This window comes from Streptomyces sp. NPDC056883, assembly GCF_042788835.1.
Taxonomy (GTDB): Bacteria; Actinomycetota; Actinomycetes; order Streptomycetales; family Streptomycetaceae; genus Streptomyces; species Streptomyces stoeckheimensis.
On the sequence record NZ_JBHUBS010000004.1, the window covers coordinates 503,517 to 529,831 of the forward strand.

Genomic DNA, 26,315 nt, shown 5'->3' on the forward strand with positions numbered 1-26,315 from the left:
GGGCCACCCGACCGAGCCGGGCGCGTCAGCGCAGCACGCCCGCCTTCGAACCGTCCGTGAGCTTGCCGGTCAGTTCCACCTGCGCCCCCGCCGGAGCCTTCACCGCCAGCCGGTTGCCCACGGCGACCCCGCTCACCTGACCGCCGCCCACGGTCAGCGAGGCGAACTGCGCACTGCCCGCCGCCAGGACGTACCACTGCCCGGCCTTGGACTTCCACAGCACCCCGGCCAGCACCCGCGGCTCCCGCGGCCCGCACGCCGGCGAACCCTCCGCCTTCGCCGCCTGCGCCGCCAGCGGCGCGCCCGGGGCCAGGAACTGCGCCTGCACCCGGTCCGCCGTGCCCTGCCAGGTCTCCGCCCGGGTGCACAGCCAGGTCGCCGTGCCGTCGCCCTCGGGCAGCGGCTGCTTCGCGTACGTCCACGCGTTGACCGTGCGCACCCCGTGCGAGCGCACCGAAGGCAGCAGGCAGGCGATCCGCGACCAGTCGCCCAGCTCCGCGCCCTCCGTCACGTTCCGCTCGGCGCCCGGCGCCCCCGAGGTCAGCCGGGCAGGGGTCAGCTCGCCCAGGTCGGTGATCAGCCGGGTCGCGCCGTCACCGGTCACGGCCAGGGCGCTCCAGCTCGTACAGGTGCCCTCCGGGGCGGGGCTCGGCACCGGCGGAGTGATCCCCTCCGGCGTCAGCTCCAGTCCCGTCGGGGCGTCCCCCGGCTTCAGCAGGTCCCGCTGCGTCGCGGCCGTCACCCAGGGGGCCGTCAGATAGCGGACGTTGCCGTCGACCCGGCTGAGCACCAGGGCCGCCGCCGTGTCCGCCGAGGCGCCGTCGGTCCGGGCGAAGTCGAGCGCGGCGATCTCGGTGCCGGAGCGCGGTTCGGCGTACCGCACCACGCGCAGGCCGTCGTACAGCAGGACCACGACGGCCTGGTCGACGGTCCCGGCGAACAGCAGCTGCGGCGGCCCCATCGGCGGCCCCGACGGGGTCCCGGGGGTGGCCGACACCACGACCGAGCGGCCCGGCCGGGCCCAGACGGCCAGCGCCCGCCGCAGCAGCGCGGCATCGTCGACGCGGTCGCCGCGCGCGGGCCAGCCGGAGTAGTCGGTACGGGAGGCCGTACGCCAGACCGTGGGCGCGACCCGGAGCAGCTGCCCGGGGTCCAGCGCCTGCTCCGCGGCCGCGTTCTTCGCGTAGAGCGGCGCCGCGGCCCCGTCGGCCCCCCACCCGCCGCCCGGCAGCGAGAGCAGCACCCCGCACACGGCGAGGGCGATCCCGGCGGCGATCCCGGCCCGTACGAGCCGGCGGCGGCGCAGCAGGTCGGTGGGCCGGGCCTGGAGCACGCAGGGGTCGAACTCGGGGGAGGCGAACAGCTCGTCGGTCGACGGGTCCCCGGACTCCGCGACGGCGGCGGCCGGATTGACCACCCCCGCCTCGGTCAGCACCCGCAGCACCTCCGGCTCGGGCAGCCGCTCCAGCGCCCGCAGGACGCACGCGGCCCGGCCGGGCCCGTCGAGGGTGGCCAGCCACTGGTCGAGCGCCAGCTCCTCGGCCCCGCCCGAGCGCGGGAACAGCCGCAGCCCCCACACCTGGGGGAGCACCGGCGGCAGTTGGGCCCGCCGGGGCAGCGCGCGGAACGTCAGCGGGATCCCGGCCTCCAGCGCGGACCGCAGCACGCGCAGCCGTACGTACGCGTACCCGGACTCGGGGCCCGCCCCGCCCCGCTGCCCCGGCACCCCGCCCTGCACCGCGGCCTGCGCGGCGGCCGCCCCGTCCCGCCGGCCGCGCGGCAGGGCGCGCTGGGCCAGCGAGTGGGCGGTGAGGACCCGGCGGTTGCGGCCGAGGGCGGGCGGCAGCACCAGGTAGGCCAGTCGCACCAGCCGGGGATAGTGCTCGACGATGGCGGCCTCGGCCTGCTCGACATCGGGGGAGAGGGGGCGGGTGGCGGTATCCGGCGCAGTCACGTTCAGCAGAACGAGCGAATGGTCGGATGGTCACCGGGTCCCAGCGCGCATGTTCGGACCGGCTCGTCCGGCGGACTCAGACGGTCAGGCGGGCGCGCAGGGCCTCGACCGTCTCGTCGGAGACGCCGAGTCCCTCGCGCACGTACTTCTCCATCGAGCCGTAGCGCGTGTTCACCTCGTCCAGCCCGGCCTCCAGGTAGGAGGGGTAGACGCCGATCAGCGCCAGCGCGATCTCCGGGTCGCCGCCGGCCGCCGTGAAGCCCTCGATCATCGGGGCGAAGGCGATCCGCACCGCCGGGTTGACCGACAGGTACTCGCTCATCAGCGTCTCGTCGTCGGCGCCGAGCAGCGACAGGATCACGGTCGCGCCCCAGCCCGTACGGTCCTTGCCCGCGGTGCAGTGGAAGAGCAGCGGCCCCGACTGCGGATCGGCGAGCTCGGTGAGCAGCAGCCGGTACGCGGACTGCGCGGAGGCGGAGCTGACCAGGGAGCGGTAGAGGCTGGTGAACAGGGCCTGCACCTTGCCGCCGCCCAAGTGCTCCTCCGCCACGACCGGGTCGGACAGGATGTCCTTGAGCTGGGCGGCGGGTATCTTCCCCGGGCCGCCGTCGCCCCCGGCGTCGGCCGCCATCTTGTCGGCCAGGGCGTCGGCTATGAGCAGCCGGGCGCCGGCCGGCACCCGGTCGGGGTGTTCGCCGCGCTCCACGCCGGTACGGAAATCGATGACGGTGCCGATGCCCAGCGCGGCCACCGACCGGTCGACGTCGAGGTCGAGCCGGTCGAGCTGGCCGGAGCGCAGCACCAGACCCGGGCGGACGCTGCGGCCCCCGGCGAGCGGGGTGCCGCCGAGGTCCCGGAGGTTGGCGACGGTCTTGGCGGTGGTGACGGTCATCGTGGCGGCTCCAACGTGATCAGAGAAACATGATCAGAGAATCGAATGATCAGAGAACTGGATGGCTCGGAATGAAGCGCGCTGGGTGACGCGTGTCATCCGTACGATTTTCGGAGATTTCGCTCCGGAAAGGTAATCGGCGGCCAGCGAGACCCCGAGGCCGAGCCCCAGGGCCACCAGGTGCCCGGCGTCGGTGAAGGTCCGCTCCCGCCGCAGCACCGGCCGGACGGCCAGCGCCAGCAGACCGGCCCGGGCGGTGGTGCGCACCGGCCCGCGCGGAAGGGCCGAGGTCAGCGCCCCGAGCACGGTGTTGAACCCGTAGCTGGTGCCCACGTCCACCGCCCGGCGGGTCCCGGGGCCGGCCGTCCGGCGGAGCACCCCGTAGACCAGCAGGGTGGCCGTGACGTGCCCGAACAGGAAGGCGGCCGCAGCCCACCAGGCCCCGTAGGCGTACTCGGCGTACCCGAGGACGGCCGCCAGCAGCAGCGCGTACGGCAGCGGCATCGGCTCCTCGACGAGGAAGGCGCTGGCCGGCAAGGTCTCCCAGCGGCCGGCGTCCAGGTTGTCGGCGTGGGTGGAGAACCGGCGCAGCAGCCGCTCCCGCGCCGCCGGATCCAGCCGCTCCAGGGCGTACGCCCCGAGCTGGACCGTGCCCGTGTACACCGCGCTCAGCGGGACCGTCAAGGACAGGGGGCTCATCGGTCCATGATCGGCCACGGGGGTGCCGTACGGCGAGGCGGGGGGCCATGGCAATATGCGCTGGTCATGCCACACAGCCCCGCGCCGATGCGCGCCCTGCGGGCCGCACTCTTCGCGGCGGTGGCCGTCGCACTGGGTGCGACGGGGCATTCGTACATGTCCGGTACGGACCTTCCCGCACTGGGCCTTCTGTCCGCATTCGGGCTGACCGGAGGGCTCGCCTGGCTCTCCGCCGGGCGCCGCCGCGGACCCCTCGCCATCGCCGCCGCGCTGCTCGCCGTACAGGCGGCCCTGCACCTCGTCTTCTCCGCCACGGCCGGTGGCCGGCACCGGGCGGGTGCGGGCCCGGTCACGGGCGGGGGTGCCGTCCCGGAGGGCGCGGCCGCGCACGGCGTGCATTCCGTGGAAGGCGTGAGCGGCATGGATGGCATGCAGTCCATGGAGGGCATGAGCGGCACGGCCGGCGTGCATTCCATGGACGGCATGACTGGGATGGACGGCATGACCGCCATGGCGGGCATGGGTGACATGGCCGCCGGCCACGCCCACGACGGGCTCGGCATGATCGCCGCGCACGTCCTCGCCGGGCTGTTCTGCGCGCTCTGGCTGGCCTGGGGCGAGGCCGCCGTCTTCCGGCTCACCGCCGTCCTCGGCGCCGGGGCGCTGCTCGCCGCCCGGCCGCTCTCCCGGGTCCTCGCCCTGCTCCGCGCGCGCGGAGTCCCCGTACCGCAGGCGCCGGCCTTCCGGCCCGCCCGGTACCGGCGGCCGCGCACGTTGCGCGGAGCCGTGCACGTTCACACCGCCGAGCGGCGCGGGCCGCCCGCGCGCGGACGGATCCGTATCACGGCCCCCGGCCGTCCCGCCCGCGCCTGACCGAACGGCGCACCTCCTCGGCGGCGAGACCCGGGGCCGCTCACCCCTGTCTTCGCCAACACCTAGGACACCCATGTCTCTCGACGAGGCCGTGGTCCGCGCAACGGACCCCGACGCGCCCGAAAGCCCCGCACCCGAAGGCCCCGCGGCCGAAAGCCCCGCGCCCGAAGGCCCCGCGGCCGAACACGCGCCGCCCCGCACGCCCGGTACCTGGGCCGCCCTGCGGCCGCTGCTCCTGCGCCTGCACTTCTACGCCGGGGTGCTGATCGCCCCGCTCCTGCTCGTCGCCGCCACCACCGGCCTGCTCTACGCCGGCTCCTGGCAGGCCGAGAAGATCCTCTACGCCGACCAACTGACGGTCGACCGCGTCGGCGCGAGCGCGCAGCCGCTCGCCGCCCAGGTCGCCGCGGCCGAGAACGCCGCCCCCCAGGGCAAGGTCACCGCCGTGTGGCCCGCTCCGGAGGCGGACGCCACCACCCGGGTGATCATGGAGAGCCCGGGACTCGCCGAGGGCGAGACGCTCACCGTGTTCGTCGATCCGTATACGGCCGAGGTCCGCGGGAAGCTCACCACCGTCGGTGACGCGCTGCCGTTGCGGGCCTGGCTGAGCGAGTTCCACTCCAGCCTGCAGCTCGGCGAGTTCGGACGGAACTACAGCGAACTCGCCGCCAGCTGGCTGTGGGTGGTCGCGCTCGGCGGGCTCGCGCTGTGGATCGGCCGCAAGCGGGCCCGTAAGGCCGCGCTCGTCCTGCCCGACCGTACGGCCACCGGCCGCCGCAAGACCCTGTCCTGGCACGGCTCCGCCGGCGTCTGGATCGTGCTCGGCCTCGTCGGCCTCTCCGTGACCGGCCTGACCTGGTCCCGGTACGCCGGCGAGAACATAGGGGAGCTCAAGGACAGCCTCGGCGGGGGCACCCCGGCCGTGGCCGCCAAGCTCCCCGGTGCCCCGGCCGCCGACGCCGGCGGCGAGCACGCCGGGCACGGCGCGGCCGCCGGTGACCAGGCGGCGGCCGTGCCCGCCCCGGTCGATGCCATCGGCATCGACGGAGCGGTGGCGGCGGCCCGGTCCGCCGGGGTCACCGAGTCGCTGCGGATCACCCTGCCCGCCCAGGGCAAGGGCTACGTGGTCAAGGAGCAGGACAAGCAGGTGCCGGTGCACCTGGACGCGGTCGCCGTGGACCCCGCCGACGGCCGGGTCATGGACGAACTCCGCTTCGCCGACCACCCGCTGCTCGCCCAGCTGACCCGCTTCGGCATCGACCTGCACATGGGCCTGACCTTCGGCCTCGCCAACCAGCTGGCCCTGGCCGTGCTGGCGGTCCTGGTGATGTTCATGGTCGTCTGGGGCTACCGCATGTGGTGGCTGCGCCGCCCGACCAAGGAGCGCGGGCTCTCGGCCGGCCGCCCCCAGCCGCGCGGGGCCTGGCGGAAGCTGCCGGTGACGGTGCTGCTGCCGCTGGCCGCGGCGACGGCCGTCGTGGGCTGGTTCGTACCGATGCTGGGCATCAGCCTGCTGGTGTTCCTGGCGGGCGACCTGGCGCTGGGCTTCGCGGCTTCGAGGCGCGCCGCGAAGCTCTAGGCGTCGGCGTCGGCGCCTGCGCCGCCTGGCTGGGCCGGGACCCCTCCCAAGGGGTCCCGGCCCTTCCCGTTCCGTTCCGGTCAGCTCTTCTTCCAGAGCGTGAGCGTGGTGACGTAGTCGGGCATGGAGCTGAGGGACCCGCTGTCCGTTTCCTGCACGACGTCGGTGATGCGCAGCATCGCCAGGTTCCCCTCGCTGGTCACCGTGCACAGCACGGTGCCCTTCGTGAGCTCCTTGCCCTTCTCCAGTTGGGAACCGGGCAGCGTGGAGGCCAGGGGGTTCGTGGCGACGGCGTCGTCGCACTCCTCCGGGGTGGCGCCGGGGCTCTTGCCCATGGCCGTCAGGAAGGTCAGTGCCCTGTCGCCCCACGCCTGGTAGGTGAGTTCCATTCCTTCGTTCTTGCCGATCTTCCCGTTGGGGACGATCTGCGGGGCGTCCAGGTCGACGTGGGTTCCGGTGCTGATGTAGGGCCCGCGCAGCGTCAGGGGCTTGTCCTGGAAGACCACGGTGTACGCGGCCTTCGGGGCGGCGGAGGCGGAGGGCGAGGCCTTCGGCGGGGCGGTGGACGACGCCGTGGCCGGGTCCGGCGATCCGGACGCGGGCGCGGCCGGGGTCTCCTGCCGGGCGGCGGGTGCCTTCGCGTCGTCCTTGGAGCCGTCTCCGTCTCCATCCCGGTCGAGCAGCCAGACCGCGCCGGCTCCCGCGAGGACGGCCGCGACGAGGGAGGCGGCGACGAGCCCGCCGCGGAACCCCTTCGAGCCCGGAGCGGATCCCGGAGCCGTACCCGGCGCGGGCGCGGGCGCCGGGTGGTTCGGCTGCGGCGGCCCCGGGGGCCGGGGCGGCGCGAACGCCGTGTCCGCGGCGTGGAACCCGCCGAAGGCGCCGGACGTCCCGGTCCCGGAACCGGCCGGACCAGCCGAACCGGCCGGACCGAACCCGCCCGCGCGCGCCCCGTCCGCAGCGGCAGCGGCAGCCGCGCCCGCCACCGTCGGCGTCGCCGTCGGCGTCGGCGGATTCTCCGCGGCCCGTACCCGCCGGGCGATCTCCAGCCCGACCGGCTCCGGGAGCCAGCCGTCGAAATCGTTCAGCGGCCGCCCGGCGAACAGTTCGCACATCGCGGCGAGCTCGTCCGTACCGATCCGCTCCGCCGGATCCGCCGTCAGACAGCGCTCGAGCAGCGGCTTCAGCTCGGTCGGGTAGCCGCTCAGGTCCGGGGGCAGCCGGTCGGTGTTGGCTATGCGCACGCCGAGGGCCGTGGCCCCGCCCTCCCCGTAGGGATGCCGGCCGGTGGCCGCCACCGCGGCGATGAGGCCGACCGCGAACAGGTCGCTCGCGGTGGTGACCTCGGCGCCCAGCGCGTGTTCGGGGGACATGTACTGCGGCGTGCCGATGACCCCGCCGGTGCGGGTGAGCTGCGTGCTGTCGGCGGCCCGGGCGATCCCGAAGTCGATGACGTACGGTCCGGCCGCGCCGAGCAGGAGGTTGGCGGGCTTCAGGTCCCGGTGCACGACCCCCGCGGCGTGGATGGAGCCGAGGGCCCGCGCCGTGCAGCCGATCAGCTGGAAGACGGCCTCCAGCGGGAGCGGACCGTAGGCGTTCAGGGCGTCGTGCAGCGAGATTCCCGGTACGAACACCGAGGCGAGCCAGGGCGAGGAGCCCGTGGTGTCGTGGTCGAGGACCGGTACGAGGTGGTAGCCCTGCACCCGGCGCGCGGCCCGGACCTCCTGCTCGAACCGGCTCCGGAAGTCCGGGTCCTGCCCGAACTCGCGGCGGATCAGCTTCAGTGCGACGGGCTGCCCGCCGCGCGTGTGCGAGAGGTAGACGGTGCCCATGCCGCCCTCGCCGATCCGGGCGATCAGCCGGTAGCCGGCGGTCTCGCGGGGGTCCTGGGGCTCAAGTGGGGCAAGTACGCTGCCGGTTCCGATGGTCACGACGGAAAAGCCTACGTCAGGGACCGGGCCTGATCAGCACGGATGTGCGAAGAAGTCCCCTTTGTGGCGGCCCGAGTTGGACCTGTCCTGACGGGCCCGTACTCCCCCTCGTGAGCACGGGCCGGGCGCTGTTCCGCCGTCCCGGTCAGGGGGCGTACTTGTACCCCACGCGGCGGACGGTCTGGATCGCCCCGCGGTGGGAGGCGCCCAGCTTGCGGCGCAGCCGCGCGACGTGGACGTCGACCGTGCGGCCGTCGCCGACGTGCCCGTAGCCCCAGACGGTGGTCACCAGCTGGTCGCGGCTGTGCACCCGGTGCGGGTGCGCGACCAGGTGGGCCAGCAGCTCGAACTCCAGGTACGTCAGGTCCAGGACCTCGCCGTCCACCTCCGCGGTGCGCTGCGCCGGGTCGATGCGGACCAGGGCGTCACCGGTGACGGCCGCCGGGCCGGGGGCCGGGGCGGCGGGAACGGCCTGGGGGGAGAAGGCGATCGGCGGCTGCTGGTCGGCCGGTACGAGCACCAGGTACCCGACCATCGGCGGCTGGCCGGGGAGGGAGGGCAGGGTGTGCGCGGGGGCGGGCAGCCAGGTGGCGCCCGGCGGCAGGAAGTCCACGACGCGAGCCACCTCGTCGCGGTCCACGGCTCGCAGGCGGTGGCGCGGACTGGGCGGGAAGCTCGGGTAGGTCAGGGGAGAGGTCGCAGCGGAGGCGGCAGAGGCAAAGGAACGGGTGTTCGCCATGAGTGGTCAGCTCTTTCACGCGGAGTAGTCGGCAGGAGACGTACGTAAAGGCGTCGTCTTGTGTCGTACCGCGCAGACCGAAGGCCTGGGGGAGGTCGGTTGGAGGTCCCGGAGGCTTTAGAGGGCCGGCGCGTTCTTCGCGCGGCAACACACCCGGTCGAAATCATGGTCCTGACGGGAAGGCCAGAACGGCTCGAGGTCGCTGCGACCTGTCGAGGTGTGCGAGTAGCTGGCCATGGCCCCATTCAAGCAGATGCGAGGGCGCCGGGGCAGGCCCCGTCTCACTTCGTGGATCGGAATCTCATATTCCGCGATCATGGCGTGAACGGACCATTGCAATCCCGACAAACCGTCACCCACCCAGCGACGGGCCGGTACCACTCCATTCCGGTCGACCCGTATCGCATCGCGAGCGAACCCGTCCCAGGACCCCGCCCACACCGCCGGCCGGGACGGCTGCTCGCCCCGGAGTCCCACCGACAGCGCGGCGCCCGCCCTCCCCGAGGGGGAGGACGGGCCCCGGGGTGGTGTCAGGGGGCGGTCCGGGTCAGACCAGGCCGTCCTTCTCCAGGGCGGTGCAGCAGGTGTCCGTGATGAGGCGGGTCACCACGTACGGGTCCACGTTCGCGTTCGGGCGGCGGTCCTCGATGTAGCCCTTGCCGTCCTTCTCGACCTGCCACGGGATGCGGACCGAGGCGCCGCGGTCCGAGACGCCGTAGCTGTACTCGTTCCACGGGGCGGTCTCGTGCAGGCCCGTCAGGCGCTCGTCGATGCCGGCGCCGTAGTTCTTGACGTGGTCCAGCGGCTTGCTGCCCTCGCCCAGCGACTCGGCCGCGCAGATGATCGCGCGGTAGTCCTCGCGCATCGCCTTCGTGGAGAAGTTGGTGTGCGCGCCCGCGCCGTTCCAGTCGCCCTTGACCGGCTTCGGGTTCAGCGTCGCGGAGACGTTGAAGTCCTCGGCGGTGCGGTAGAGCAGCCAGCGCGCGATCCACAGCTGGTCGGAGACCTCCAGCGGGCCGACCGGGCCGACCTGGAACTCCCACTGGCCGGGCATGACCTCGGCGTTGATGCCGGAGATCGCCAGGCCCGCCGCGAGGCAGTGGTCCAGGTGCTTCTCGACGATGTCGCGGCCGAAGATCTCGTCCGAGCCGACGCCGCAGTAGTAGCCGCCCTGCGCGGCCGGGAAGCCGTTGACCGGGAAGCCGAGCGGGCGGGTGCCGTCGAAGAAGGTGTACTCCTGCTCGATGCCGTAGATCGGCGCCTGAGCGGCGAACTTCTCGGCGATCGGACGCAGCAGCGCGCGGGTGTTCGACTCGTGCGGGGTCATGTCGATGTTCAGGACCTCGCACAGGACGAGGACGTTGTCGCCGCCGCGGATCGGGTCCGGGCAGGTGAACACCGGCTGCAGTACGCGGTCGGAGGCGTGGCCCTCGGCCTGGTTGGTGCTCGAACCGTCGAAGCCCCAGATCGGCAGCGCGTCTCCGTCCGCCATGATCTTGGTCTTGGAGCGCAGCTTCGCCGTCGGCTCGGTTCCGTCGATCCAGATGTACTCAGCCTTGTAGCTCACGGGCCCCATCCTTCGGTGCGTCGCTCCGGCGCAGACTCTGCGGGTGCTGCGCTGCGTCCTGCGGATCGCGTACGGCGGTTCACGTCCCTGTGGCTCGCGTACTGCGACATTCGTTCTGCGGTGTAGACCGCAGAGTGCCCGCTTGCGATTTCTCTTCCGTTGCCCGTGTGTGAACCCCGTGTTACCGAGGTTTGCGCCGCAGGTGGGCGTGGTCGAGAGGGTCGGCGTCGGAACACCCGTCCGGGTGGGGCAGACTGGGCGGGTGAGCATTTCGTACGATTTGACGTCCGCCGGAGATGCCGCCGCAGAGGCCGCTCCCGGGCCCCGCCCCCGGATCGGGCTGCTGGGCACCGGCCCATGGGCCCGCCGCACGCACGCCCCCGCCCTCGCCGCGCACCACGGCTCCGAGTTCGCCGGAGTCTGGGGTCGGCGCCCCGAAGCCGCGGCCGAACTGGCGCGCGAGTACGGGGTGAAGGTGTACGAAGACCCCGACGCGCTGTTCGCCGACTGTGATGCCGTGGCCTTCGCGCTCCCGCCCGACATCCAGGCCCCGCTCGCCGTGCGCGCGGCCGCCGCCGGCTGTCACCTGCTGCTCGACAAGCCCGTCGCCACGACCCCGGCGGACGCCCGCGCGGTCGCCGCGGCCGTGGCCGAGCACCGGGTCGCCTCCGTCGTCTTCCTCACCCTGCGTTTCGCCGAGCCGACCGCGGGCTGGGTCGCGGAGCAGGCGGAACGCACGGGCTGGTTCACCGCCGCCGCGCACTGGCTCGGCGCGGTCTTCCCGCCCGACGGCGAGCCCAGCGCCTACGCGGACTCGCCCTGGCGCAAGGCCAAGGGCGGGCTGTGGGACGTGGGCCCGCACGCCTTGTCCGTACTCATCCCGGTCCTCGGCGACGTCACCGAGGTCAGCGCCACCCGCGGCCCCGCCGACGTGGTCCAGCTGGCCCTGCGGCACACCACGGGCGCGGCCAGCACCGCCGTGCTCAGCCTCAGCTCCCCGCGCGCGGCCGCCGGCGTGGGGCTGGAGCTGCGCGGGACCGAGGGCGTCTTCGGCCTGCCGGAGTGGAGCAACGTCCCGGGCGCCTACGGCCGCGCCCTGGACGCACTCCTCACCTCGGCCCGCACGGGGGTGCCGGACGTACGGGGGGCGGAGTTCGGAGCCCGGCTGACGGAGATCCTGGCGGAGGCGGAGGGCCAGCTGCCGGAGTGAGCCCCCTCGGGGTTCCGCCGCTCGGGCCGGACGGGGTCTTCGTCCGGCCCGTCCGGCCCGTTCCGCCCGTCCGGCCCGTCCGGCCCGTTCGGCCCGAGCGGCTGTCCGGCACGCGGCCTGGCCGTTCTGCTGCCCGCCCCTACTTGATGACCGCGTTGGCCGCGATGATCGCCAGTCCGATCGTGGCGTCGGCGACGCCGATGAGCAGTGCCGAGCCGAGCTTGTAGCCGACCCGGATGGCCACGAAGGCGCCCCAGGCGAACAGCATCGCGGTGTTCACGCCGAGCCCGACGGCCGTGACCCCGTGCGAGTCCCACTCGGTGAGTCCGGCGACGAGCAGGAGCAGGACCGTGGGCAGGGTGGCCGCGATCATGGGCCACTCGTTCCACAGGGCCCGCCCGAGGATCCGCCACCGGTGCCCGGCGGAGCCGGCCTGATGCGTGCTCATGTGGTGCGAGTACCCGTGCGCGAGCCCGGCGGTGGCGGCGGTGACGAGCACCCAGCTGGCGTCGTAGAAGGGGGTGTACTCCCCGCCCTTCTGGTCGAGCGCGGCCAGCAGCCCGGACGCGAGGACGGTCCCGTACACCCCGCCGAACATCCAGTCGGCGCCGCGCCGGGGCGCCGGGAGCGGGGGGATCGGGGACGCGGGGAAGCTCGGAGGCGCGGGCGGCACCGGAGGCGACGGCGGCACCGGAGGCTCGCCGGGCGTGGTGGGCCGCGGGTGCTGCTGCTCGTTCACGATGGATCCTTTGGTGCGGTACGTCCCCTTTGTGCTGGCCCCACCCTACGAGGCGCGAGGTGGGGCCCAGGTGAAGGGCCCTGGCGGGAGCGGGGAGGACGGGGTCTCACTCCGGTGCCGCAGTGGTGGAATACCGTGGATCGCGGGCGACTTGAACCCCGCATGGCAACTCTTGGACTCATCGGAAGCGGCAACATCGGAAGCACCCTCGCGCGGCTCGCCGTGGACGCGGGGCTGGACGTGGTCCTCAGTAATTCCAGGGGGCCGGAGACACTGGACGCTCTGGTCGCCGAGCTCGGCCCGCGGGCCCGGGCCGCCACTCCCGCCGAGGCGGCGGCCGCCGGCGACTGGGTCGTGGCCACCATCCCGCTCGGGAGCTACCGCGAGCTCCCCGCCGACGTACTGGCGGGCAAGGTCGTGCTCGACACGCTCAACTACTACCCCCAGCGGGACGGGGTCTTCCCCGCCCTGGAGGCGGAGGAGACCACCACCAGCGGGCTCGTCCAGGAACACCTGGCAGGGGCTCAGGTCGTCAAGGCGTTCAACAACATCTACTTCAAGCACCTGCTCGCCCTCGCCCGCCCGGCCGGCTCCCCGGACCGCTCGGCCCTGCCGATCGCCGGCGAGGATCCGGCCGCCCGCGCGTCCGCCACCCGTCTCCTCGACCTGCTCGGCTACGACGCGGTCGACGCGGGGGAGCTCGCCGAGAGCTGGCGCTTCCAGCGGGACACGCCCGTGTACGTCCTCCCGTACGCCGAGGACCCGGCCCGTCCGGGGGGCCTCGCCGAGGACCCCGGGACCGTTGCCGACGCCGCGGTCGTCCGCATCGCCCTGGCCAAGGCCGTCCGGCCCACGGGCTCCGCCGGATGAGGATCCTGACGGTCGGAGCCGGCGCCGCGGGCGGCTACTTCGGCGCGCGCCTCGCCCTGGCCGGCCGGGACGTCACCTTCCTGGTGCGCCCCCGGCGGGCCGAGGCCCTGCGGGCGCGCGGGCTGCGGGTGAGCGGCCCGGGGGAGGAGATCGTGCTCGAGCCGAGGCTCGTCACCGCCGACGCGCTGAAGGAGACGTACGATCTCGTCCTGCTGTCCGTGAAGTCCACCTCCCTCGAAGCGGCGGTCCGGGACCTCGCACCGGCGGTCGGACCCGGGACGGCGATCCTGCCCCTGCTCAACGGAATGGCCCACCTCGACCACCTCGCGGACCGGTTCGGGGGCGAGGCGGTGCTCGGCGGCGTGGCCAAGGTGGTCACCACCCTGAACGAGCACGGCGACATCCTCCGCATGGCTCCGCCCACCGTGGTGCTCACCGGCGAACGCGACGGCCGTCCCTCGGCGCGGGTGGACGCCGTGCGCGAGGTGCTGGCCGGGGCGGGGATCGACACCCCCGAAGTGCCCGACATCATCGGCGCCATGTGGCACAAGTGGGTCTTCATCACCACGCTGGCGGCGGTGACCTGCCTGGCGCGGGGAGCCGTCGGCGAGGTCAACGCCGTGCCCGGCGGGACCGAGTTCGGCCTCGCGGTCCTCGCGGAGGCGGCCGCCGTGTCGGCCGCCGCGGGGTACCCGGTGCCCGAGTCCGAACTCGGCTTCACCGCCCGGACGCTGGCCACCCCGGACTCGCCGCTCACCCCGTCGTTGTACCGGGACCTGCTCGCCGGTCACCCGACGGAGGTCGAGCACGTGCTCGGCGACCTGTCCGCCCGGGCCCGCGCCCTCGCCGTCCCCACCCCGCTCCTCGACCTCGCGGCCGTCCAGCTTCGGGTCCACGAGCGGCGGGTGGCGGCGGTCGGGTAGGGCGGCTGGGCAGGGCGGTCTGGGTGGGGTGGCTGGGCAGGGCTGTCGGGCGGGGCGGCCGGGGGTCTGCGCGGCCGGCCACAGGGCCGGTCGAACGGTCCCCTTCGGGGTGGCCTCGGGGTCTGGTCAGGGTGATCACCGATGGGCAACGCGCGCCGGGTGGCGGAGTGTTGGTGTCAGAGCCCACCGAGTCGCCTTCTCCAGGAGCCACCGATGAACGCACGCCCCCGCACCCTCCGCCGGATCGCCGTCACCGGCATCGCCCTGGCGGTCCTCACGGTGGGTGCGGGCGCCCCGGCCGCACTGGCCGCGCCCGGAGGGTCCGCGGGCTCAGCCGCGACCGCGGCCCACGCCGAGCGGGCGGCCACCCAGGACCCCGCCGCGCTGCGGGCCCTGTTGGCCTCCCTGCCCGACGAGGTCTCCACGGGGGCCCTGGTGCGGCTGTCCGGTGCGGGGCTGCGCACGCCGTGGACCGGGACCGGCGGGCCGGTCGCCGCGGACGCGGAGGTCCCGATCGGCAGCGTCACCAAACTGTTCACGAACGCCCTGGTGCTGCGGCTCGTCGCGGAGCACCGGATGGAGATCGACGCGCCGGTGCGCCGCTACCTGCCCGACCTGATACCCGATGCCTATGCCGCGGTGACCGTACGGCAGCTCATGGACCACACCGCCGACCTGCCGATGCTCACCAGCGAGTCCGCGGATCCGCGCACCATGGTGCTCGACACGTTCGCGGCGGACGCGGCCGCCCGACCGGGCCGCACACCCGCGCCGGGCACGGTCCAGCAGTACAACGGGACGAACAGCTTCGTCGCGGGCCTGCTCGTGGAGCGGATATCCGGCCGGAGTTACGGGGAGGAGCTGCAGCGCCGCATCGTGCACCCGCTGGGGCTGCATCGGACCCGGATGTCGACGGACCCGCGGATGGCCAGGTTCTGGGCGGAGGGCGGCCTGGTCTCCACCGCGGCCGACCTGGACCGCTTCATGGCGGCCCTGCTGGGCGGCCGGCTGCTGCCGCCCGCTCAGCAGCGGCACCTGTACGAGGTTCCGGACGTGCCCAACGCCAAGGGGAACACCTGCCTGTCGCCGAGGGCCTGCTTCAGCGCGGCCGGCCTGATGCGCCACGAGACGGCCGGCACCGTGGTCTGGGGCAAGACGGGCTCCGGCCCCGGCTGGTCGACCGGGGTGTTCGCCACCGAGCAGGCCGGCCGGCGCCTCGTCTACGCCCACAACCCGAAGCCCGGCACGTCCAAGGACCAGCAGATCGGACGCGTCGTGGAGTTCGTGAACGCGGGCTTCACGGGCTCCGCGGGCTCCGCGGCCTAGGCCGTGCGGGAGAGGGCTTCGCGGACGGCCTCCTCGGAGCGGGCCACCACCGCCGTGCCGTCCTCGGCCGTGATGATCGGGCGCTGGATCAGCTTCGGGTGGGCCGCCAGGTGGCTGATCCAGGCCCCGCGGGCCTCCTCGGTCTCCTCGCGCGGCAGGTCCCGTACGCCGGTCTCCTTGGCCAGCGGGTCCGAGGTGCGGGTGATGTCCCAGGGCTCCAGGCCCAGCCGGCCCAGGACCTCGCGGATCTCGGCCTCGGAGGGCACGTCCTCCAGGTAGCGGCGGACGGTGTACTCGGCGCCCTCCGCGTCCAGCAGGGTCAGGGCGCTACGGCACTTCGAGCAGGCGGGATTGATCCAGATCTCCATGCCCGAAAGCTTAGCGAGGCGCCGCCTGGCCAGGTCCTTTGTCAGTGGTCGCCGGTAAAATTCAAGGAGAAGGACAGGACGCCAACTTGCCTTTGGGAGGCTGTAGATGGCCACTGCCATGACCCTGCACACCATCGAGCCCGTCAAGAAGAAGCCGCTGCCGGCGGGGCTGCCCCGCGAGTGGTACGAGAGCCACAACCGGCGGCTGAAGGCCATGCGGCTGGCGATATCGCTGCTCGACTCGGGCACGTATGACGCTCAGCGCGCCACCAACCGCAAGATCCGCACGATGGCCGTCCGGACGGGCATCCGCCGGCCGTCGAACGTCACCTGCAAGATGGTCCGCTCCTTCATCCGCGACGCCGGGTAGGCGGGGCAGGGGGAGGCCCCCGAGGCGGGCCGGTGGGCCTCAGCCCGCCTCGGGGGCCGAGCCGGCCGTGAGCGGGGCCGGAGCCTCGATCTGCTGGTTCTGCGATGCATCCGGTTGTGCCGCCGCGTCTTCCCCGGCGAGGCCGAGCACGATCGAGCCGGTGATCAGGGCGACGGCTCCGGCCGCCGCGATGACCGCGGTGATCCGCTGGTTGTGCTTGTACGGTGCGCGCATCGAATGGGCCTCGGTTTCCGTGCTCGAAGGGCTGGAAGACCCGAGCGAAACATGGAAATTGATCCAAATGGCCGAATTTTGCCGTTTGTCGTCGTTTCGTCATGCGATCAGTACGGGGTGGTCACCGCATGCCGGGGCCGCGCTTCTTCCCGCTCTGCGCCGCGTCCCGCGCCCCGTCCCGGTCCGCGGTCAGGGACAGCACCAGCAGAGCCACGTCATCGCGCGGCCCGCCCCCGGTGAAGGACCGCAAGTCCCGCCAGACCGCCGGGGCCAGCCCCGCGGGATCGGTCGCCAGGACGGGCACGCGCGCGGCCAGCGGATAGAAGTTCCCCGCCGTGTCCCGGGCCTCGGTCACCCCGTCCGTATACATCACGAGCCGGTCCCCGGGGGCGAGCCGGAGCTCGGCCGGTTCCACCGGGGTGGGACCGGCCAGGCCCAGGCCCAGCGGAGGCCCCGGGTCCACGTCGACTTCCGAGACCGTGAAACCCCGTAGCAGCAGGGGCGGGGGATGCCCACACGACACGATCCGTACGAGGTCCAGCCCGGGCGGGAACTCCACCAGCACCGCCGTCGCGAAGAGCTCCGCGTGCGCCACCGACTCGGCCGCCGCGTCCGCCAGCAGCCGCCGGTCCAGCCGGGCCGCCACCGTCGTGAGCTCCGCGTCGTCCAGCACCCCCTCCCGGAAGGCGCCGAGCAGCGAGGCCACGGTGCCGACGGCGGCCAGACCGTGGCCCTGGACGTCGCCGACCAGCGCGCGCACGCCGTAGGGCCCGACCCGTACGTCGTACAGGTCGCCGCCGACCAGGGTGCCGTGCTGGGCGGCCCGGTAGAGGCCCGCGCACCCGACCGCGCCGACCCGTTCGGGGACCGGCGGCAGGACCGCGAGCTGCGCCGCCTCCGCGACGGTGCGCACGCTCACCAGCTGGGCGTCGCGGCGTTTTCGGACCCAGGCGACCACCACGCTGAGCAGCCCGATCACCGCGACGGTCGCGAGGTCGGAGCCCCGGGCGTGGGCGATCCCGAGCGAGGGCAGGCCGACGAGGACCAGCACCACCGCGGCGAAGACGGCCGTCCCCGCGGCCCCGTAGGCGAAGGCGGCGACCGGGGGGAGCCCGGCCAGGAAGTAGCCCAGTTCGACGTCGCCGGGGGTGATGCGCTGGACGAGCACCAGCACCACGAGGGCCACCGCGGGCGCGAGGCGTGCCCAGCGCGGCGGCGGCGCCCCGCGCAGCCAGCCCGGCTCCTCGCGTCGGCGTCTCACCCCTCCACCCTGATCCCGGCACCGGGGGCGCGCACGCCGGGTGGCTCCTTCCGGCGGCGCCCGCGACAGTGGTGGCGTGACGGAAGCGGATGGTGCGGTGGCGCAGAGCGCGGCGATCAGTACCCGGCTGAACTGGCTGCGCGCGGGGGTGCTCGGGGCGAACGACGGGATCATCTCCACGGCGGGCCTGGTGGTCGGCGTCGCCGGCGCCACGACCTCGCGGACGGCGATCCTGGCGGCGGGCGTCGCCGGGCTGCTGGCGGGCGCGCTGTCGATGGCGGCGGGGGAGTACGTGTCGGTCAGCTCACAGCGGGACTCGGAGAAGGCGGCGCTGGACCTGGAGCGGCGGGAGCTGGAGGAGTCGCCGGAGGAGGAGCTGGAGGAACTGACGGGGCTGCTGGTGGGCAGGGGGCTGAGCGAGCCGGTGGCGCGGGAGGCCGCGGAGCAACTGACGGAGCGGGACGCCCTGCGGGCGCACGCACGGGTGGAGCTGGGGATCAACCCCGACGAGCTGGCCAACCCCTGGCACGCGGCGTTGGCGAGCCTGGTGGCGTTCACGGTCGGGGCGCTGCTGCCGCTGCTGGCGATCGTCCTGCCGGGGGCGACGCAGCGGGTCCCGGTGACCGTGGTCGCGGTCCTGCTCTCCCTGACCCTGTGCGGGGTGCTCAGCGCGAAGCTGGGCGGGGCGCCTCCCGCCCGGGCGATCCTGCGCAACGTCGCCGGCGGCGCCCTGGCCATGGCGGTGACCTACGCGGTCGGCACCTGGCTGGGCGCGGCCACCTGACCCGGTGGGGCCGGTGGGGCCGGATTCCGGCGGGCGCTGCCAAGATGGGCCCATGCGTATCGCAGTCACCGGTGCCACCGGGCTCATCGGCAGCGCCCTCGGGCGGTCACTGAAGGCCGACGGACACGAGGTCGTCCGCTTCGTGCGGCGCGAGCCCGCCGGGCCCGGTGAGGCGCGGTGGGACCCCGCGCGGGGGTACGTGGACCCAGCCGGACTCGCCGGCTGCGAAGCCGTCGTGCACCTCGCCGGCGCCGGGGTCGGCGACCACCGCTGGACGGCCGCCTACAAGCGGGAGATCCGCGACAGCAGGGTCAAGGGGACGGCCGCCATCGCCTCGGCCGTCGCCGCCATGGACGAGCCGCCCGCGACGCTCGTCTGCGGCACCGCCATCGGGTACTACGGAGACACGGGCGACCGGACGGTCGACGAGGAGGCCCCCGCGGGGGAGGGGTTCCTCTCCGAGGTCTGCATCGCGTGGGAGGCCGCCGCCGCGCCCGCCCGGGAGGCTGGGGTCCGGACCGTGTACGCCCGTACCGGACTGGTCGTCTCCGCCGAGGGCGGGGCCTGGGGGAAGCTGTTCCCGATCTTCAAGGCCGGGATCGGCGGCCGCCTCGGCAGCGGCCGCCAGTACTGGTCGCACATCTCGATGCACGACGAGATCGCCGCCCTGCGCCACATCCTCGACACGCCCGCCCTGACGGGGCCGGTGAACCTGACCGCCCCCGAGCCCCTGACCAACCGCGAGGTCACCGCCGCGATGGGCCGGGTCCTGCACCGCCCGGCGGTGTTCGCCGTGCCCGCGCCGGTCATGCGCGTGGTGCTCGGGGAGTTCTCCCAGGACGTGCTGGGCAGTCAGCGGGTGCGCCCCGCCCGGCTGCTGGACTCCGGGTTCGTCTTCCGGTACCCGGGGATCGAGGAGTCGATCAGGGCCGCACTGGAGGCCTGAAACGACCCGGAGCTCCGGGGGGAGCGCCCCGGCGCACACATCGAGGCGTGGTTACGCCGAATGCGACCGCCGTGCGACCGAAGTTGACCGCATCACCCGTAATGGTCCGACCAACTCGGGTTCCGCTGGACCCCGTTGGGGGAAGGAGGTTCCCCACACAGCCGGGCCGACCTCGGGGAGGGGCACGTGCTCAACAGCGCACACGCACACCATGCGGACGTGGTCATCGTAGGAGCCGGAGTCTCCGGACTCGCGGCAGCGCACCACCTGATCGCGGCCGGGGTCACGGTCATCGTCCTGGAGGGCGCGGCCGATGCCGGCGGCCGGATGGCCACCGAGACCGTGGACGGCTTCCGGCTCGACCGGATCGGCCAGCTCCTCAACACCGCCTACACCGAACCGGCCCGCACCCCGGGCCTGGAAGGCCTGGTCCTCAAGAGCTTCGCGCCAGGCGCCCTCGTCCACAGCGACGGCAGGACGCTGCGCGCCGGCGCCCTCACCCCCGCCCGGGCCCTGACCAGCGGCTCCCTCGACCAGGCCCGGATCGGCGCGGCGCTCGCCCGCCTCGCCGCCCTGCCCGAGGAACGCCTGCTGGCCCGCCCCGAGCGCACCGCGCACGCAGCCCTGAGCTCCAGCCGTCTCGGTACGACGCTGCGCCCGCTCCTCGCCGCGCTCCTGCGCGACCCCGCACTCACCACCTCCAGCCGCGTCGCCGACCTGGCCCTGCGCACCTTCGCGCGCGGCCGCCTCGCCGTACCCGAGGGAGGCGCCGCCACCCTGCCCGGACTGCTCGCCGCCGCGCTGCCGCCCGGCACTGTGCGCACCGGGGTCCGGGTCCGCTCCGTCGCCACCAACCTGGTCACCACCGAGGAACACGGCGACTTCAGCTGCCGCTCCGCGGTCCTGGCCACCGGCGCCCGGGCCGCCGCCGAACTGCTCCCGGGCCTGCGCGTGCCCGCCTTCCACCAGGTGACCGTGATCCACCACGCCACCACCACCCCGCTCCCCTGGGACGGCTCGCTGCTCCTGGACGGAGACCCGGACTGGCCCGTCGCCCACACCGCGGTGATGAGCGCGGTCGACCCGACGCGCGCCCCCGCCGGCCGCAGCCTGGTCACCACCACCGTGCTCGGCCCGCCGCCGCCCACCCGGACGGTCGCCTCGCGGCTGGCCCGGCTCTACGAGACCGCGACCCGGGACTGGGACCTGCTCGCCGTCCACCACACCCGCGAGGCCGTACCCGCCATGCCGCCGGCGCAGGACACCCGGCGCACCGTCAGGGTCCTGGCCGGGCTGTACGTGTGCGGCGACCACCGGGACACCAACACCGTCGAGGGGGCCCTGCGCTCCGCCCGCCGCGCCGCCGCCGCCGTCCTGCGCGACTTCGGCATCCCCGTCCCGACCGCCCCGGAAGCCACCCTCCCGGTGGCAGCCTGAGCCAACCACCCACCGGGTCAAGACCGCCCCGCGGCCAACCACCCACCGGGGCAACACCGCTCTGCGGGCAACCACCCACCGGGGCAACACCGCTCTGCGGGCAACCACCCACCGGGGCAACACCGCTCTGCGGGCAACCACCCACCAGGGCAGCACCGCCCTGCGGGCAATCACCCCCCTCGGGGCGGTTGCCCGCAGGGCAAAATCAGCCCCGCCGGCGTTTGAGGCGCGGGGTCCGGGGCGGAGCCCCGGGAGCGGACCCGCAGGGGCACCACGGCGCGGCCCCCCCCGGGTCCCGGGGGCGCAGCCCCAGCCGACCCGCAGGGTCAGGACAAGGCGGCCACCCGGTCCCGGTACCCCCGCACCGCGGACGCGTCCCGGTACGGCTCCAGCCGCCGCTCGAAGTCCCGTACGTACTCCACCGCCCGCACCGACCGCATCTCCATCGCCTGCTGCGCCGCCTCCGCGCCCAGCGCGCACGCCTGGTCCAGCTCGCCCAGCCCCAGCCGCGCCGTGGCCAGCACCACCCGGCAGAACAGCCGCGACCGCGCGTACGAGGGCGCCCGCAGCTGCAGGGACCGCTCCGCGTGCTGCGCCGAGGCCCGGTACTGCTGCAGGTCCCGGTGGCAGTGCCCGAACTCGTCCGCGAGCTGCGCCTCGTCGTAGTCGCGCGCCCAGTGCGGTACGTCGTCCCCCGGCCGGGCCGCGCCCAGCGCACGCTCGGCCCGCACCAGCGAGGCCGTCGACGCCCTGACCTCCCCGAGCACCGCGTGCCCGCGCGCCTCCGCCGAGTGCAGCAGCGCCTGCACCACCGGCGGCGGCCCGGAGCCCACGCCCTGCTGCGCCACCCGGGCCAGCTGGACCGCCTCCCGGCCGTGGCCGAGGTAGACCGCCTGCCGGCTCATCGTGATCAGCACGTACGCCCCGTACGGCCGGTCCCCGGCGGCCTGGGCCAGGCGCAGCGCCTGGACGAAGTACCGCTGGGCGAGCCCGTGCGCGGCGATGTCGTACGAGGTCCAGCCCGCGAGCCGGGTCAGATCGGCGGCGGCGGAGAACAGCCGGCGCCCGGTGGTCTCCCCGTAGGTGCCGCGCAGCATCGGCTCGGCCTCGTGCTCCAGGTACCGCACCAGGGCCTGGCGGGCATGGCCGCCGCCGTAGGCGTGGTCCAGGGTGCGGAACAGCTCGCCCACCGATCTGAGCGCCGCGATGTCACCACCCGTCACCCGCTGCCCGGGACCGCGGTCGATCTGCCGCTGCCGGGGCACCGAGGCCCGGCCGGACACGGGACGGCCCTGATCGAGGCGGCCCTGATCGAGGCGGCCCTGTTCGGACCGGCCCTGCTCGGGAACGCGCAAGGCGGCCTGCTCCGCGCCCCGGCCGACCCGCTCGTCGGCCCGCCCGATCAGCCAGTCCCGGCTGGGCACCACCAGCCCGGCCGGAGTGAAGGCGATCTTGCGCAGCTCGGCGTGCGAACCGGAGTCCTTGCGCCACAGGCCGCTCGCGATGTCGACGGCCTCCTCGGGGGTGGCCGCGAACTCCAGCCCCGCGTACACCGGGGCGCACGCGTCCAGGCCCAGGTCCTGGGCCGACAGCCGCCGTCCCAGGCGCCGGGTGAACACCTCCGCGATCAGCGCCGGGGTGGTGCCGCGCGGCTGCTGCCCGCGCAGCCAGCGGGTCACGGAGGTCTTGTCGTACCGCAGATCGAGACCGTGCTCCAGACCGAGCTGGTCGACACGGCGGGCGAGCCCGGCGTTGGAGAACCCGGCCTCGGCGATCAGTGCCGAGAGCTGCCGGTTGGGGACACGCTGGGCAGGTCGTTCCGTCATCGGCTCCACGGTCTCCTGACGTGACGGACCGGAGACCCGGCCCTGTGAACGGCGTGAATGTAGCGGCGAACCTCGCCCGTACCGCCCTCTCTGTCCCACATTCATCCGATCGTGTGCAGAACCGGTGGGTCTCTTTACGGACCGACCCCCTCCACCCGCGTACGCTGCGCCCCATGACCCGCCGGCCCACCGGGGAGCCTCACCCCGGCAGCTGCGAGCGCCCCGACGGCGAGGGCAGCCACGCAGAGTCCACGGCTCCGCCGCACGTGCCCGAGCTGGCCGCGCCCGAGCTGACCGAGGCGGAGTGCCGGCGCTGCGGGACCTACATCGCGGGTCTCGACGGGCGCTACGCGTGCGGGGTCTGCGGCTGGGTGAATGACCATTCCGAGGGGCACCGCCGGCTGCCCCGGGCGGACGAGGACCCGGACCGGCCGCCGAAGGGCCGCAGACGGCCGAAACAGCTCCCCGGCCCCCCGGACCTCCCCGACCCCCTGGATTCCCCGGATCCCCCGGATCCCGGGCCTTGCGCCGGGTCCGGGACGGGCGGCTGACGGGGCCCGCGGGGGCCGCCGTACCCTTGGCTGGTGCGATAGGTGCACACAGCAAGTTCGTCGGCAGGTTCAACGAGGAGGCGCCGCGGTGGCTGAGCTTGGGTTTGTCCGCATGGGCTTCGGTCCGGAGGCCGTCGAGTACACGGTGGCCTGGGAAGAGCAGCGCCGGGTGCACGCGGCCCGCTTCGCGGACGAGATCGAGGACACCTGCCTGCTGCTGGAGCACCTGCCGGTCTACACGGCCGGCCGGCGCACCGCCGAGAACGAGCGCCCGCTCGACGGCACGCCCGTCGTGGACGTGGACCGCGGCGGCAAGATCACCTGGCACGGCCCGGGCCAGCTGGTCGGCTACCCGATCATGAAGCTGCCCCGCCCGGTCGACGTGGTCGCCCACGTCCGCCGCCTGGAGGACGCGCTGATCCGCACGGCCGCCGAATTCGGCCTGGAGACCACCCGCGTCGAGGGACGCAGCGGGGTCTGGGTGCTCGGCGACCCGGTGGAGGAGCGCCCGAAGATCGGCGGTCTCTCGCTGGACTTCGACCCGAGGCTGCACGACGAGGAGTTCGACCCCCGGCTGAACGGCCCCGAGTACGCCCCGTCCAACGCCGGCCAGCGCCGTGAGGACCGCAAGCTCGCAGCCATCGGCATCCGGGTCGCCAAGGGCGTCACGATGCACGGCTTCGCGATCAACGTGAACCCCGACAGCACCTGGTTCGACCGGATCATCCCCTGCGGGATCCGGGACGCCGGTGTGACCTCGCTCTCGTACGAACTGGGCCGTGACATCACCATCGCCGAGGTGCTGCCGGTGATCGAACGGCACCTGAAGGACGTACTGGAGCAGGCGGAGCCGCGGCCGCGGGAGATAGAGCCCGCCGCGGGCTGATCCCGGGAGGACGCCGGGGAATGGGTCGGGCCGCCCGCAGGTTGGCCGACGTAAGAGCGTATGAAATTACGGGCGTACCCTGGTGGGCGCCGAAGAATCGAAGTCACAGGGAGCCGGTCGTGTCCGCAGTCGCACCCGACGGACGCAAGATGCTGCGCCTAGAGGTCCGTAACGCCCAGACGCCCATCGAGCGCAAGCCCGAGTGGATCAAGACGCGGGCCAAGATGGGTCCCGAGTACACCAAGATGCAGGCCCTGGTGAAGGGCGAAGGACTGCACACGGTGTGCCAGGAAGCCGGCTGTCCGAACATCTACGAATGCTGGGAGGACCGCGAGGCCACCTTCCTCATCGGTGGCGACCAGTGCACCCGGCGCTGCGACTTCTGCCAGATCGACACGGGCAAGCCCGAGGCGCTGGACCGCGACGAGCCCCGCCGCGTCGGCGAGTCCGTCGTCACGATGGACCTGAACTACGCCACCATCACGGGCGTCGCGCGCGACGACCTGGCGGACGGCGGCGCCTGGCTCTACGCGGAGACCGTGCGCCAGATCCACCAGCAGACGGCGGAGCGCGCGGCCGGCCAGACCAAGGTCGAGCTGCTGGCCCCGGACTTCAACGCGGTCCCGGAGCTGCTCGAAGAGGTCTTCGCCTCCCGCCCCGAGGTCTTCGCCCACAACATCGAGACGGTGCCGCGCATCTTCAAGCGCATCCGCCCCGGTTTCCGGTACGAGCGCTCGCTGGACGTCATCACGCAGGCGCGTGCGTACGGCCTGGTCACCAAGTCCAACCTGATCCTGGGCATGGGCGAGGAGCGCGAGGAGGTCAGCCAGGCGCTGAAGGACCTCCACGAGGCGGGCTGCGAGCTCATCACCATCACCCAGTACCTGCGGCCCTCGCCGCGCCACCACCCCGTCGAGCGCTGGGTGAAGCCGGCCGAGTTCGTGGAGCTGGCGCAGGAGGCCGAGGAGATCGGTTTCTCCGGAGTCATGTCCGGTCCGCTGGTGCGCTCCTCGTACCGCGCCGGCCGCCTCTACCAGCAGGCGATGGAGAAGCGCGCGACGGTCTGAGTGACGCGTGGTGCGGGAGGTATGTGAACTCGCGCACAAAGTCTTACTTACGGGTAACACCGCATCGATGCGGCCCCTAGGCTCTTGCTAGACGAGAGTCCGGTGGGCCGCATCAAGGTTTCATCACTGTTTGACCAGTCGGTCACGCCCTGGTAACACCAGTCAGTGACGATTGTTCGACGCACCGCACACACGCTTGGCCACCCCCGACGTGAGCACCGTGAAAGGGTCGACACCATGCAGGCCGCGCCCGTACGCGCCATCGCCATTCCTTCCTTCACCGACGCCGTCCGCGGCCTGGAGTCGCTGCTCATGAGCGGCGCCCGCCGGAACGCCTGGACGGCCGTCCTCGAAGACCGCCGCAGGGCCCAGGACCGGGTCGAAACCGAGCACGTACTCGAGGCCGCGGCGACCCGGACCGAGAAGGCCACGTAAACTTCGCTGCATGGCGAGGAAGTCAAACGCAGAGACTGCTGCGAACCCCGGGCGACTGAAGCAGATCGCCCTGACGTACAAGATGACGCGCAAGGCCGACCCGAAGGTCGGTCTGATCGTCGCGGGCGTGGGAATCGTCACCTTTGGTGTCTTTCTTGCGATCGGCTTCCTGATCGACCACCCGGTCTACCTGGGCATCCTGGGCTTCCTGGTGGCGTTCCTGGCGATGGCGATCATCTTCGGACGGCGAGCCGAGACGGCCGCCTTCGGACAGATGGAGGGACAGCCGGGCGCGGCCGCGGCCGTACTGGACAACGTGGGCCGGGGCTGGACCACCACCCCTGCCGTCGCGATGAGCAAGCAGCAGGACATCGTCCACCGTGCCGTGGGCAAGGCCGGCGTGGTCCTGATCGCCGAGGGCAACCCGAACCGGGTGAAGCCGATGCTCGCGAACGAGAAGAAGAAGCTGGCCCGGATCATGCCCGACATCCCGGTCCACGACTTCATCGTGGGCAAGGGCGAGGGCGAGGTGCCGCTCAAGAAGGTCCGTACGACCCTGATGAAGCTGCCCCGTGTGCTCTCCGGGCCCCAGATCACCCAGGTCAACGACAAGCTGCGGGCCATGGGCGACTTGCTGAGCAACATGCCGATCCCGAAGGGCCCGATGCCCAAGGGGATGCGCATGCCGCGCGGCGGAAAGATGCGCTGATCCGCTTTTCGTATACGACACAGAAGGGGGGGGGGGGGGGAGGGGGGAGGGGGGGGGGGGTTTTTTTTTTTTTTTTTTTCTTTTTTTCTTTTTTTCCTTTCTCCCTCTCCCCAGGGGCTCGACAAATGGTTGGGCCATC

26 protein-coding genes are annotated in these 26,315 nt (G+C 73.5%); 15 read left to right on the top strand and 11 right to left on the bottom strand.

Features of this window, described 5'->3' with window-relative positions; genetic code table 11:
* Positions 1–25 precede the first annotated feature (25 nt).
* The 3 genes from ACFRU2_RS14170 to ACFRU2_RS14180 form a co-directional block, all read right to left on the bottom strand.
* Complete coding sequence (locus tag ACFRU2_RS14170) at positions 26–1,954, bottom strand: hypothetical protein (protein WP_382971758.1); 1,929 nt, start codon at positions 1,952–1,954, stop codon at positions 26–28.
* A gap of 76 nt (positions 1,955–2,030) precedes the next feature.
* Positions 2,031–2,846 carry a tyrosine-protein phosphatase gene (locus ACFRU2_RS14175; RefSeq protein ID WP_382971759.1) on the bottom strand — a complete coding sequence of 272 codons (816 nt, stop codon included), beginning with the start codon at positions 2,844–2,846 and terminating at the stop codon, positions 2,031–2,033.
* 33 nt (positions 2,847–2,879) lie between these two features.
* Complete coding sequence (locus ACFRU2_RS14180; protein ID WP_382971761.1) at positions 2,880–3,545, bottom strand: rhomboid-like protein; 666 nt, start codon at positions 3,543–3,545, stop codon at positions 2,880–2,882.
* A gap of 66 nt (positions 3,546–3,611) precedes the next feature.
* On the opposite strand from ACFRU2_RS14180, the gene ACFRU2_RS14185 reads away from it, so the two are divergent.
* Positions 3,612–4,418, top strand: coding sequence for a hypothetical protein (locus ACFRU2_RS14185; protein ID WP_382971763.1), 807 nt, complete (start codon positions 3,612–3,614; stop codon positions 4,416–4,418).
* Between the two features lie 73 nt (positions 4,419–4,491).
* Positions 4,492–5,997, top strand: coding sequence for a PepSY-associated TM helix domain-containing protein (locus ACFRU2_RS14190; RefSeq protein WP_382971764.1), 1,506 nt, complete (start codon positions 4,492–4,494; stop codon positions 5,995–5,997).
* An 80-nt stretch (positions 5,998–6,077) separates the two neighbouring features.
* Here ACFRU2_RS14190 and ACFRU2_RS14195 read toward each other — a convergent pair whose 3' ends face one another.
* From ACFRU2_RS14195 to glnII, 3 genes are all read right to left on the bottom strand, one after another.
* Positions 6,078–7,928, bottom strand: coding sequence for a serine/threonine-protein kinase (locus ACFRU2_RS14195; protein WP_382971766.1), 1,851 nt, complete (start codon positions 7,926–7,928; stop codon positions 6,078–6,080).
* A 145-nt stretch (positions 7,929–8,073) separates the two neighbouring features.
* Positions 8,074–8,667 carry a winged helix-turn-helix domain-containing protein gene (locus ACFRU2_RS14200; RefSeq protein WP_382971768.1) on the bottom strand — a complete coding sequence of 198 codons (594 nt, stop codon included), beginning with the start codon at positions 8,665–8,667 and terminating at the stop codon, positions 8,074–8,076.
* A 547-nt stretch (positions 8,668–9,214) separates the two neighbouring features.
* Positions 9,215–10,234 carry a glutamine synthetase gene (glnII, locus tag ACFRU2_RS14205; protein WP_250743581.1) on the bottom strand — a complete coding sequence of 340 codons (1,020 nt, stop codon included), beginning with the start codon at positions 10,232–10,234 and terminating at the stop codon, positions 9,215–9,217.
* Between the two features lie 280 nt (positions 10,235–10,514).
* Here glnII and ACFRU2_RS14210 point away from each other — a divergent pair, with 280 nt between their 5' ends.
* Positions 10,515–11,444 (top strand): Gfo/Idh/MocA family protein, encoded by a 930-nt coding sequence (locus tag ACFRU2_RS14210; protein WP_382971914.1) that lies wholly within the window; start codon positions 10,515–10,517, stop codon positions 11,442–11,444.
* A 139-nt stretch (positions 11,445–11,583) separates the two neighbouring features.
* Here ACFRU2_RS14210 and ACFRU2_RS14215 read toward each other — a convergent pair whose 3' ends face one another.
* Positions 11,584–12,183, bottom strand: a complete 600-nt coding sequence (locus ACFRU2_RS14215; protein ID WP_382971770.1) for a hypothetical protein — start codon at positions 12,181–12,183, stop codon at positions 11,584–11,586.
* Positions 12,184–12,345: 162 nt separating this feature from the next.
* Between ACFRU2_RS14215 and ACFRU2_RS14220 the strand changes: the two genes are divergently transcribed.
* The 3 genes from ACFRU2_RS14220 to ACFRU2_RS14230 all read left to right on the top strand — a co-directional run bounded on the left by ACFRU2_RS14220 (position 12,346) and on the right by ACFRU2_RS14230 (position 15,302).
* Positions 12,346–13,053, top strand: coding sequence for an NADPH-dependent F420 reductase (locus ACFRU2_RS14220; protein WP_382971771.1), 708 nt, complete (start codon positions 12,346–12,348; stop codon positions 13,051–13,053).
* Positions 13,050–13,976: a ketopantoate reductase family protein gene (locus ACFRU2_RS14225; protein WP_382971773.1), complete on the top strand. Its 927-nt coding sequence runs from the start codon at positions 13,050–13,052 to the stop codon at positions 13,974–13,976. Before ACFRU2_RS14220 ends, ACFRU2_RS14225 begins: the two co-directional genes overlap by 4 nt.
* Before the next feature lie 213 nt (positions 13,977–14,189).
* On the top strand, positions 14,190–15,302 hold the full coding sequence (locus ACFRU2_RS14230; protein ID WP_382971775.1) for a serine hydrolase domain-containing protein: 1,113 nt from the start codon (positions 14,190–14,192) through the stop codon (positions 15,300–15,302).
* Here the strand turns inward: ACFRU2_RS14230 and ACFRU2_RS14235 are convergent.
* Complete coding sequence (locus tag ACFRU2_RS14235; RefSeq protein ID WP_266958508.1) at positions 15,299–15,670, bottom strand: ArsC/Spx/MgsR family protein; 372 nt, start codon at positions 15,668–15,670, stop codon at positions 15,299–15,301. The genes ACFRU2_RS14230 and ACFRU2_RS14235 overlap by 4 nt on opposite strands.
* 106 nt (positions 15,671–15,776) lie before the next feature.
* On the opposite strand from ACFRU2_RS14235, the gene ACFRU2_RS14240 reads away from it, so the two are divergent.
* Positions 15,777–16,040 (top strand): hypothetical protein, encoded by a 264-nt coding sequence (locus ACFRU2_RS14240; protein WP_250743574.1) that lies wholly within the window; start codon positions 15,777–15,779, stop codon positions 16,038–16,040.
* 39 nt (positions 16,041–16,079) lie between these two features.
* Here ACFRU2_RS14240 and ACFRU2_RS14245 read toward each other — a convergent pair whose 3' ends face one another.
* Positions 16,080–16,274, bottom strand: a complete 195-nt coding sequence (locus tag ACFRU2_RS14245; RefSeq protein WP_382971778.1) for a hypothetical protein — start codon at positions 16,272–16,274, stop codon at positions 16,080–16,082.
* 121 nt (positions 16,275–16,395) lie between these two features.
* On the bottom strand, positions 16,396–17,535 hold the full coding sequence (locus ACFRU2_RS14250) for a PP2C family protein-serine/threonine phosphatase (protein WP_382971780.1): 1,140 nt from the start codon (positions 17,533–17,535) through the stop codon (positions 16,396–16,398).
* A gap of 76 nt (positions 17,536–17,611) precedes the next feature.
* Between ACFRU2_RS14250 and ACFRU2_RS14255 the strand changes: the two genes are divergently transcribed.
* From ACFRU2_RS14255 to ACFRU2_RS14265, 3 genes are all read left to right on the top strand, one after another.
* Positions 17,612–18,319 carry a VIT family protein gene (locus ACFRU2_RS14255; protein WP_382971782.1) on the top strand — a complete coding sequence of 236 codons (708 nt, stop codon included), beginning with the start codon at positions 17,612–17,614 and terminating at the stop codon, positions 18,317–18,319.
* Positions 18,320–18,371: 52 nt separating this feature from the next.
* A complete protein-coding gene (locus ACFRU2_RS14260; protein WP_382971784.1) occupies positions 18,372–19,265 on the top strand; it encodes a TIGR01777 family oxidoreductase in 894 nt (297 codons plus the stop codon).
* A 186-nt stretch (positions 19,266–19,451) separates the two neighbouring features.
* A complete protein-coding gene (locus ACFRU2_RS14265; protein ID WP_382971785.1) occupies positions 19,452–20,702 on the top strand; it encodes an FAD-dependent oxidoreductase in 1,251 nt (416 codons plus the stop codon).
* Positions 20,703–21,028: 326 nt separating this feature from the next.
* Here the strand turns inward: ACFRU2_RS14265 and ACFRU2_RS14270 are convergent, their stop codons facing one another.
* Positions 21,029–22,528 carry a regulator gene (locus ACFRU2_RS14270; RefSeq protein WP_382971787.1) on the bottom strand — a complete coding sequence of 500 codons (1,500 nt, stop codon included), beginning with the start codon at positions 22,526–22,528 and terminating at the stop codon, positions 21,029–21,031.
* 173 nt (positions 22,529–22,701) lie between these two features.
* On the opposite strand from ACFRU2_RS14270, the gene ACFRU2_RS14275 reads away from it, so the two are divergent.
* The 5 genes from ACFRU2_RS14275 to ACFRU2_RS14295 all read left to right on the top strand — a co-directional run bounded on the left by ACFRU2_RS14275 (position 22,702) and on the right by ACFRU2_RS14295 (position 26,176).
* Positions 22,702–23,079, top strand: coding sequence for a hypothetical protein (locus tag ACFRU2_RS14275; protein ID WP_382971789.1), 378 nt, complete (start codon positions 22,702–22,704; stop codon positions 23,077–23,079).
* Between the two features lie 88 nt (positions 23,080–23,167).
* Complete coding sequence (gene lipB / locus ACFRU2_RS14280) at positions 23,168–23,965, top strand: lipoyl(octanoyl) transferase LipB (protein ID WP_382971791.1); 798 nt, start codon at positions 23,168–23,170, stop codon at positions 23,963–23,965.
* Between the two features lie 119 nt (positions 23,966–24,084).
* The gene (lipA, locus tag ACFRU2_RS14285) at positions 24,085–25,032 is read left to right on the top strand and encodes a lipoyl synthase (protein WP_250743564.1); all 948 of its coding nucleotides are present in this window, start codon (positions 24,085–24,087) and stop codon (positions 25,030–25,032) included.
* 237 nt (positions 25,033–25,269) lie between these two features.
* Positions 25,270–25,467: a hypothetical protein gene (locus tag ACFRU2_RS14290; RefSeq protein ID WP_266909348.1), complete on the top strand. Its 198-nt coding sequence runs from the start codon at positions 25,270–25,272 to the stop codon at positions 25,465–25,467.
* A 10-nt stretch (positions 25,468–25,477) separates the two neighbouring features.
* Positions 25,478–26,176: a DUF4191 domain-containing protein gene (locus ACFRU2_RS14295; protein ID WP_250743562.1), complete on the top strand. Its 699-nt coding sequence runs from the start codon at positions 25,478–25,480 to the stop codon at positions 26,174–26,176.
* The last annotated feature ends 139 nt before the right edge of the window (positions 26,177–26,315 follow it).

Bases quoted from the DNA above. Each gene is read 5' to 3' on its own strand.
- ACFRU2_RS14175 (WP_382971759.1), bottom strand. From the start codon at position 2,846: ATGACCGTCACCACCGCCAAGACCGTCGCCAACCTCCGGGACCTCGGC.
- ACFRU2_RS14180 (WP_382971761.1), bottom strand. From the start codon at position 3,545: ATGAGCCCCCTGTCCTTGACGGTCCCGCTGAGCGCGGTGTACACGGGC.
- ACFRU2_RS14185 (WP_382971763.1), top strand. From the start codon at position 3,612: ATGCCACACAGCCCCGCGCCGATGCGCGCCCTGCGGGCCGCACTCTTC.
- ACFRU2_RS14190 (WP_382971764.1), top strand. From the start codon at position 4,492: ATGTCTCTCGACGAGGCCGTGGTCCGCGCAACGGACCCCGACGCGCCC.
- ACFRU2_RS14200 (WP_382971768.1), bottom strand. From the start codon at position 8,667: ATGGCGAACACCCGTTCCTTTGCCTCTGCCGCCTCCGCTGCGACCTCT.
- ACFRU2_RS14220 (WP_382971771.1), top strand. From the start codon at position 12,346: ATGGCAACTCTTGGACTCATCGGAAGCGGCAACATCGGAAGCACCCTC.
- ACFRU2_RS14225 (WP_382971773.1), top strand. From the start codon at position 13,050: ATGAGGATCCTGACGGTCGGAGCCGGCGCCGCGGGCGGCTACTTCGGC.
- ACFRU2_RS14230 (WP_382971775.1), top strand. From the start codon at position 14,190: ATGAACGCACGCCCCCGCACCCTCCGCCGGATCGCCGTCACCGGCATC.
- ACFRU2_RS14235 (WP_266958508.1), bottom strand. From the start codon at position 15,670: ATGGAGATCTGGATCAATCCCGCCTGCTCGAAGTGCCGTAGCGCCCTG.
- ACFRU2_RS14240 (WP_250743574.1), top strand. From the start codon at position 15,777: ATGGCCACTGCCATGACCCTGCACACCATCGAGCCCGTCAAGAAGAAG.
- ACFRU2_RS14245 (WP_382971778.1), bottom strand. From the start codon at position 16,274: ATGCGCGCACCGTACAAGCACAACCAGCGGATCACCGCGGTCATCGCG.
- ACFRU2_RS14260 (WP_382971784.1), top strand. From the start codon at position 18,372: ATGCGTATCGCAGTCACCGGTGCCACCGGGCTCATCGGCAGCGCCCTC.
- ACFRU2_RS14270 (WP_382971787.1), bottom strand. From the start codon at position 22,528: ATGACGGAACGACCTGCCCAGCGTGTCCCCAACCGGCAGCTCTCGGCA.
- ACFRU2_RS14275 (WP_382971789.1), top strand. From the start codon at position 22,702: ATGACCCGCCGGCCCACCGGGGAGCCTCACCCCGGCAGCTGCGAGCGC.
- ACFRU2_RS14290 (WP_266909348.1), top strand. From the start codon at position 25,270: ATGCAGGCCGCGCCCGTACGCGCCATCGCCATTCCTTCCTTCACCGAC.
- ACFRU2_RS14295 (WP_250743562.1), top strand. From the start codon at position 25,478: ATGGCGAGGAAGTCAAACGCAGAGACTGCTGCGAACCCCGGGCGACTG.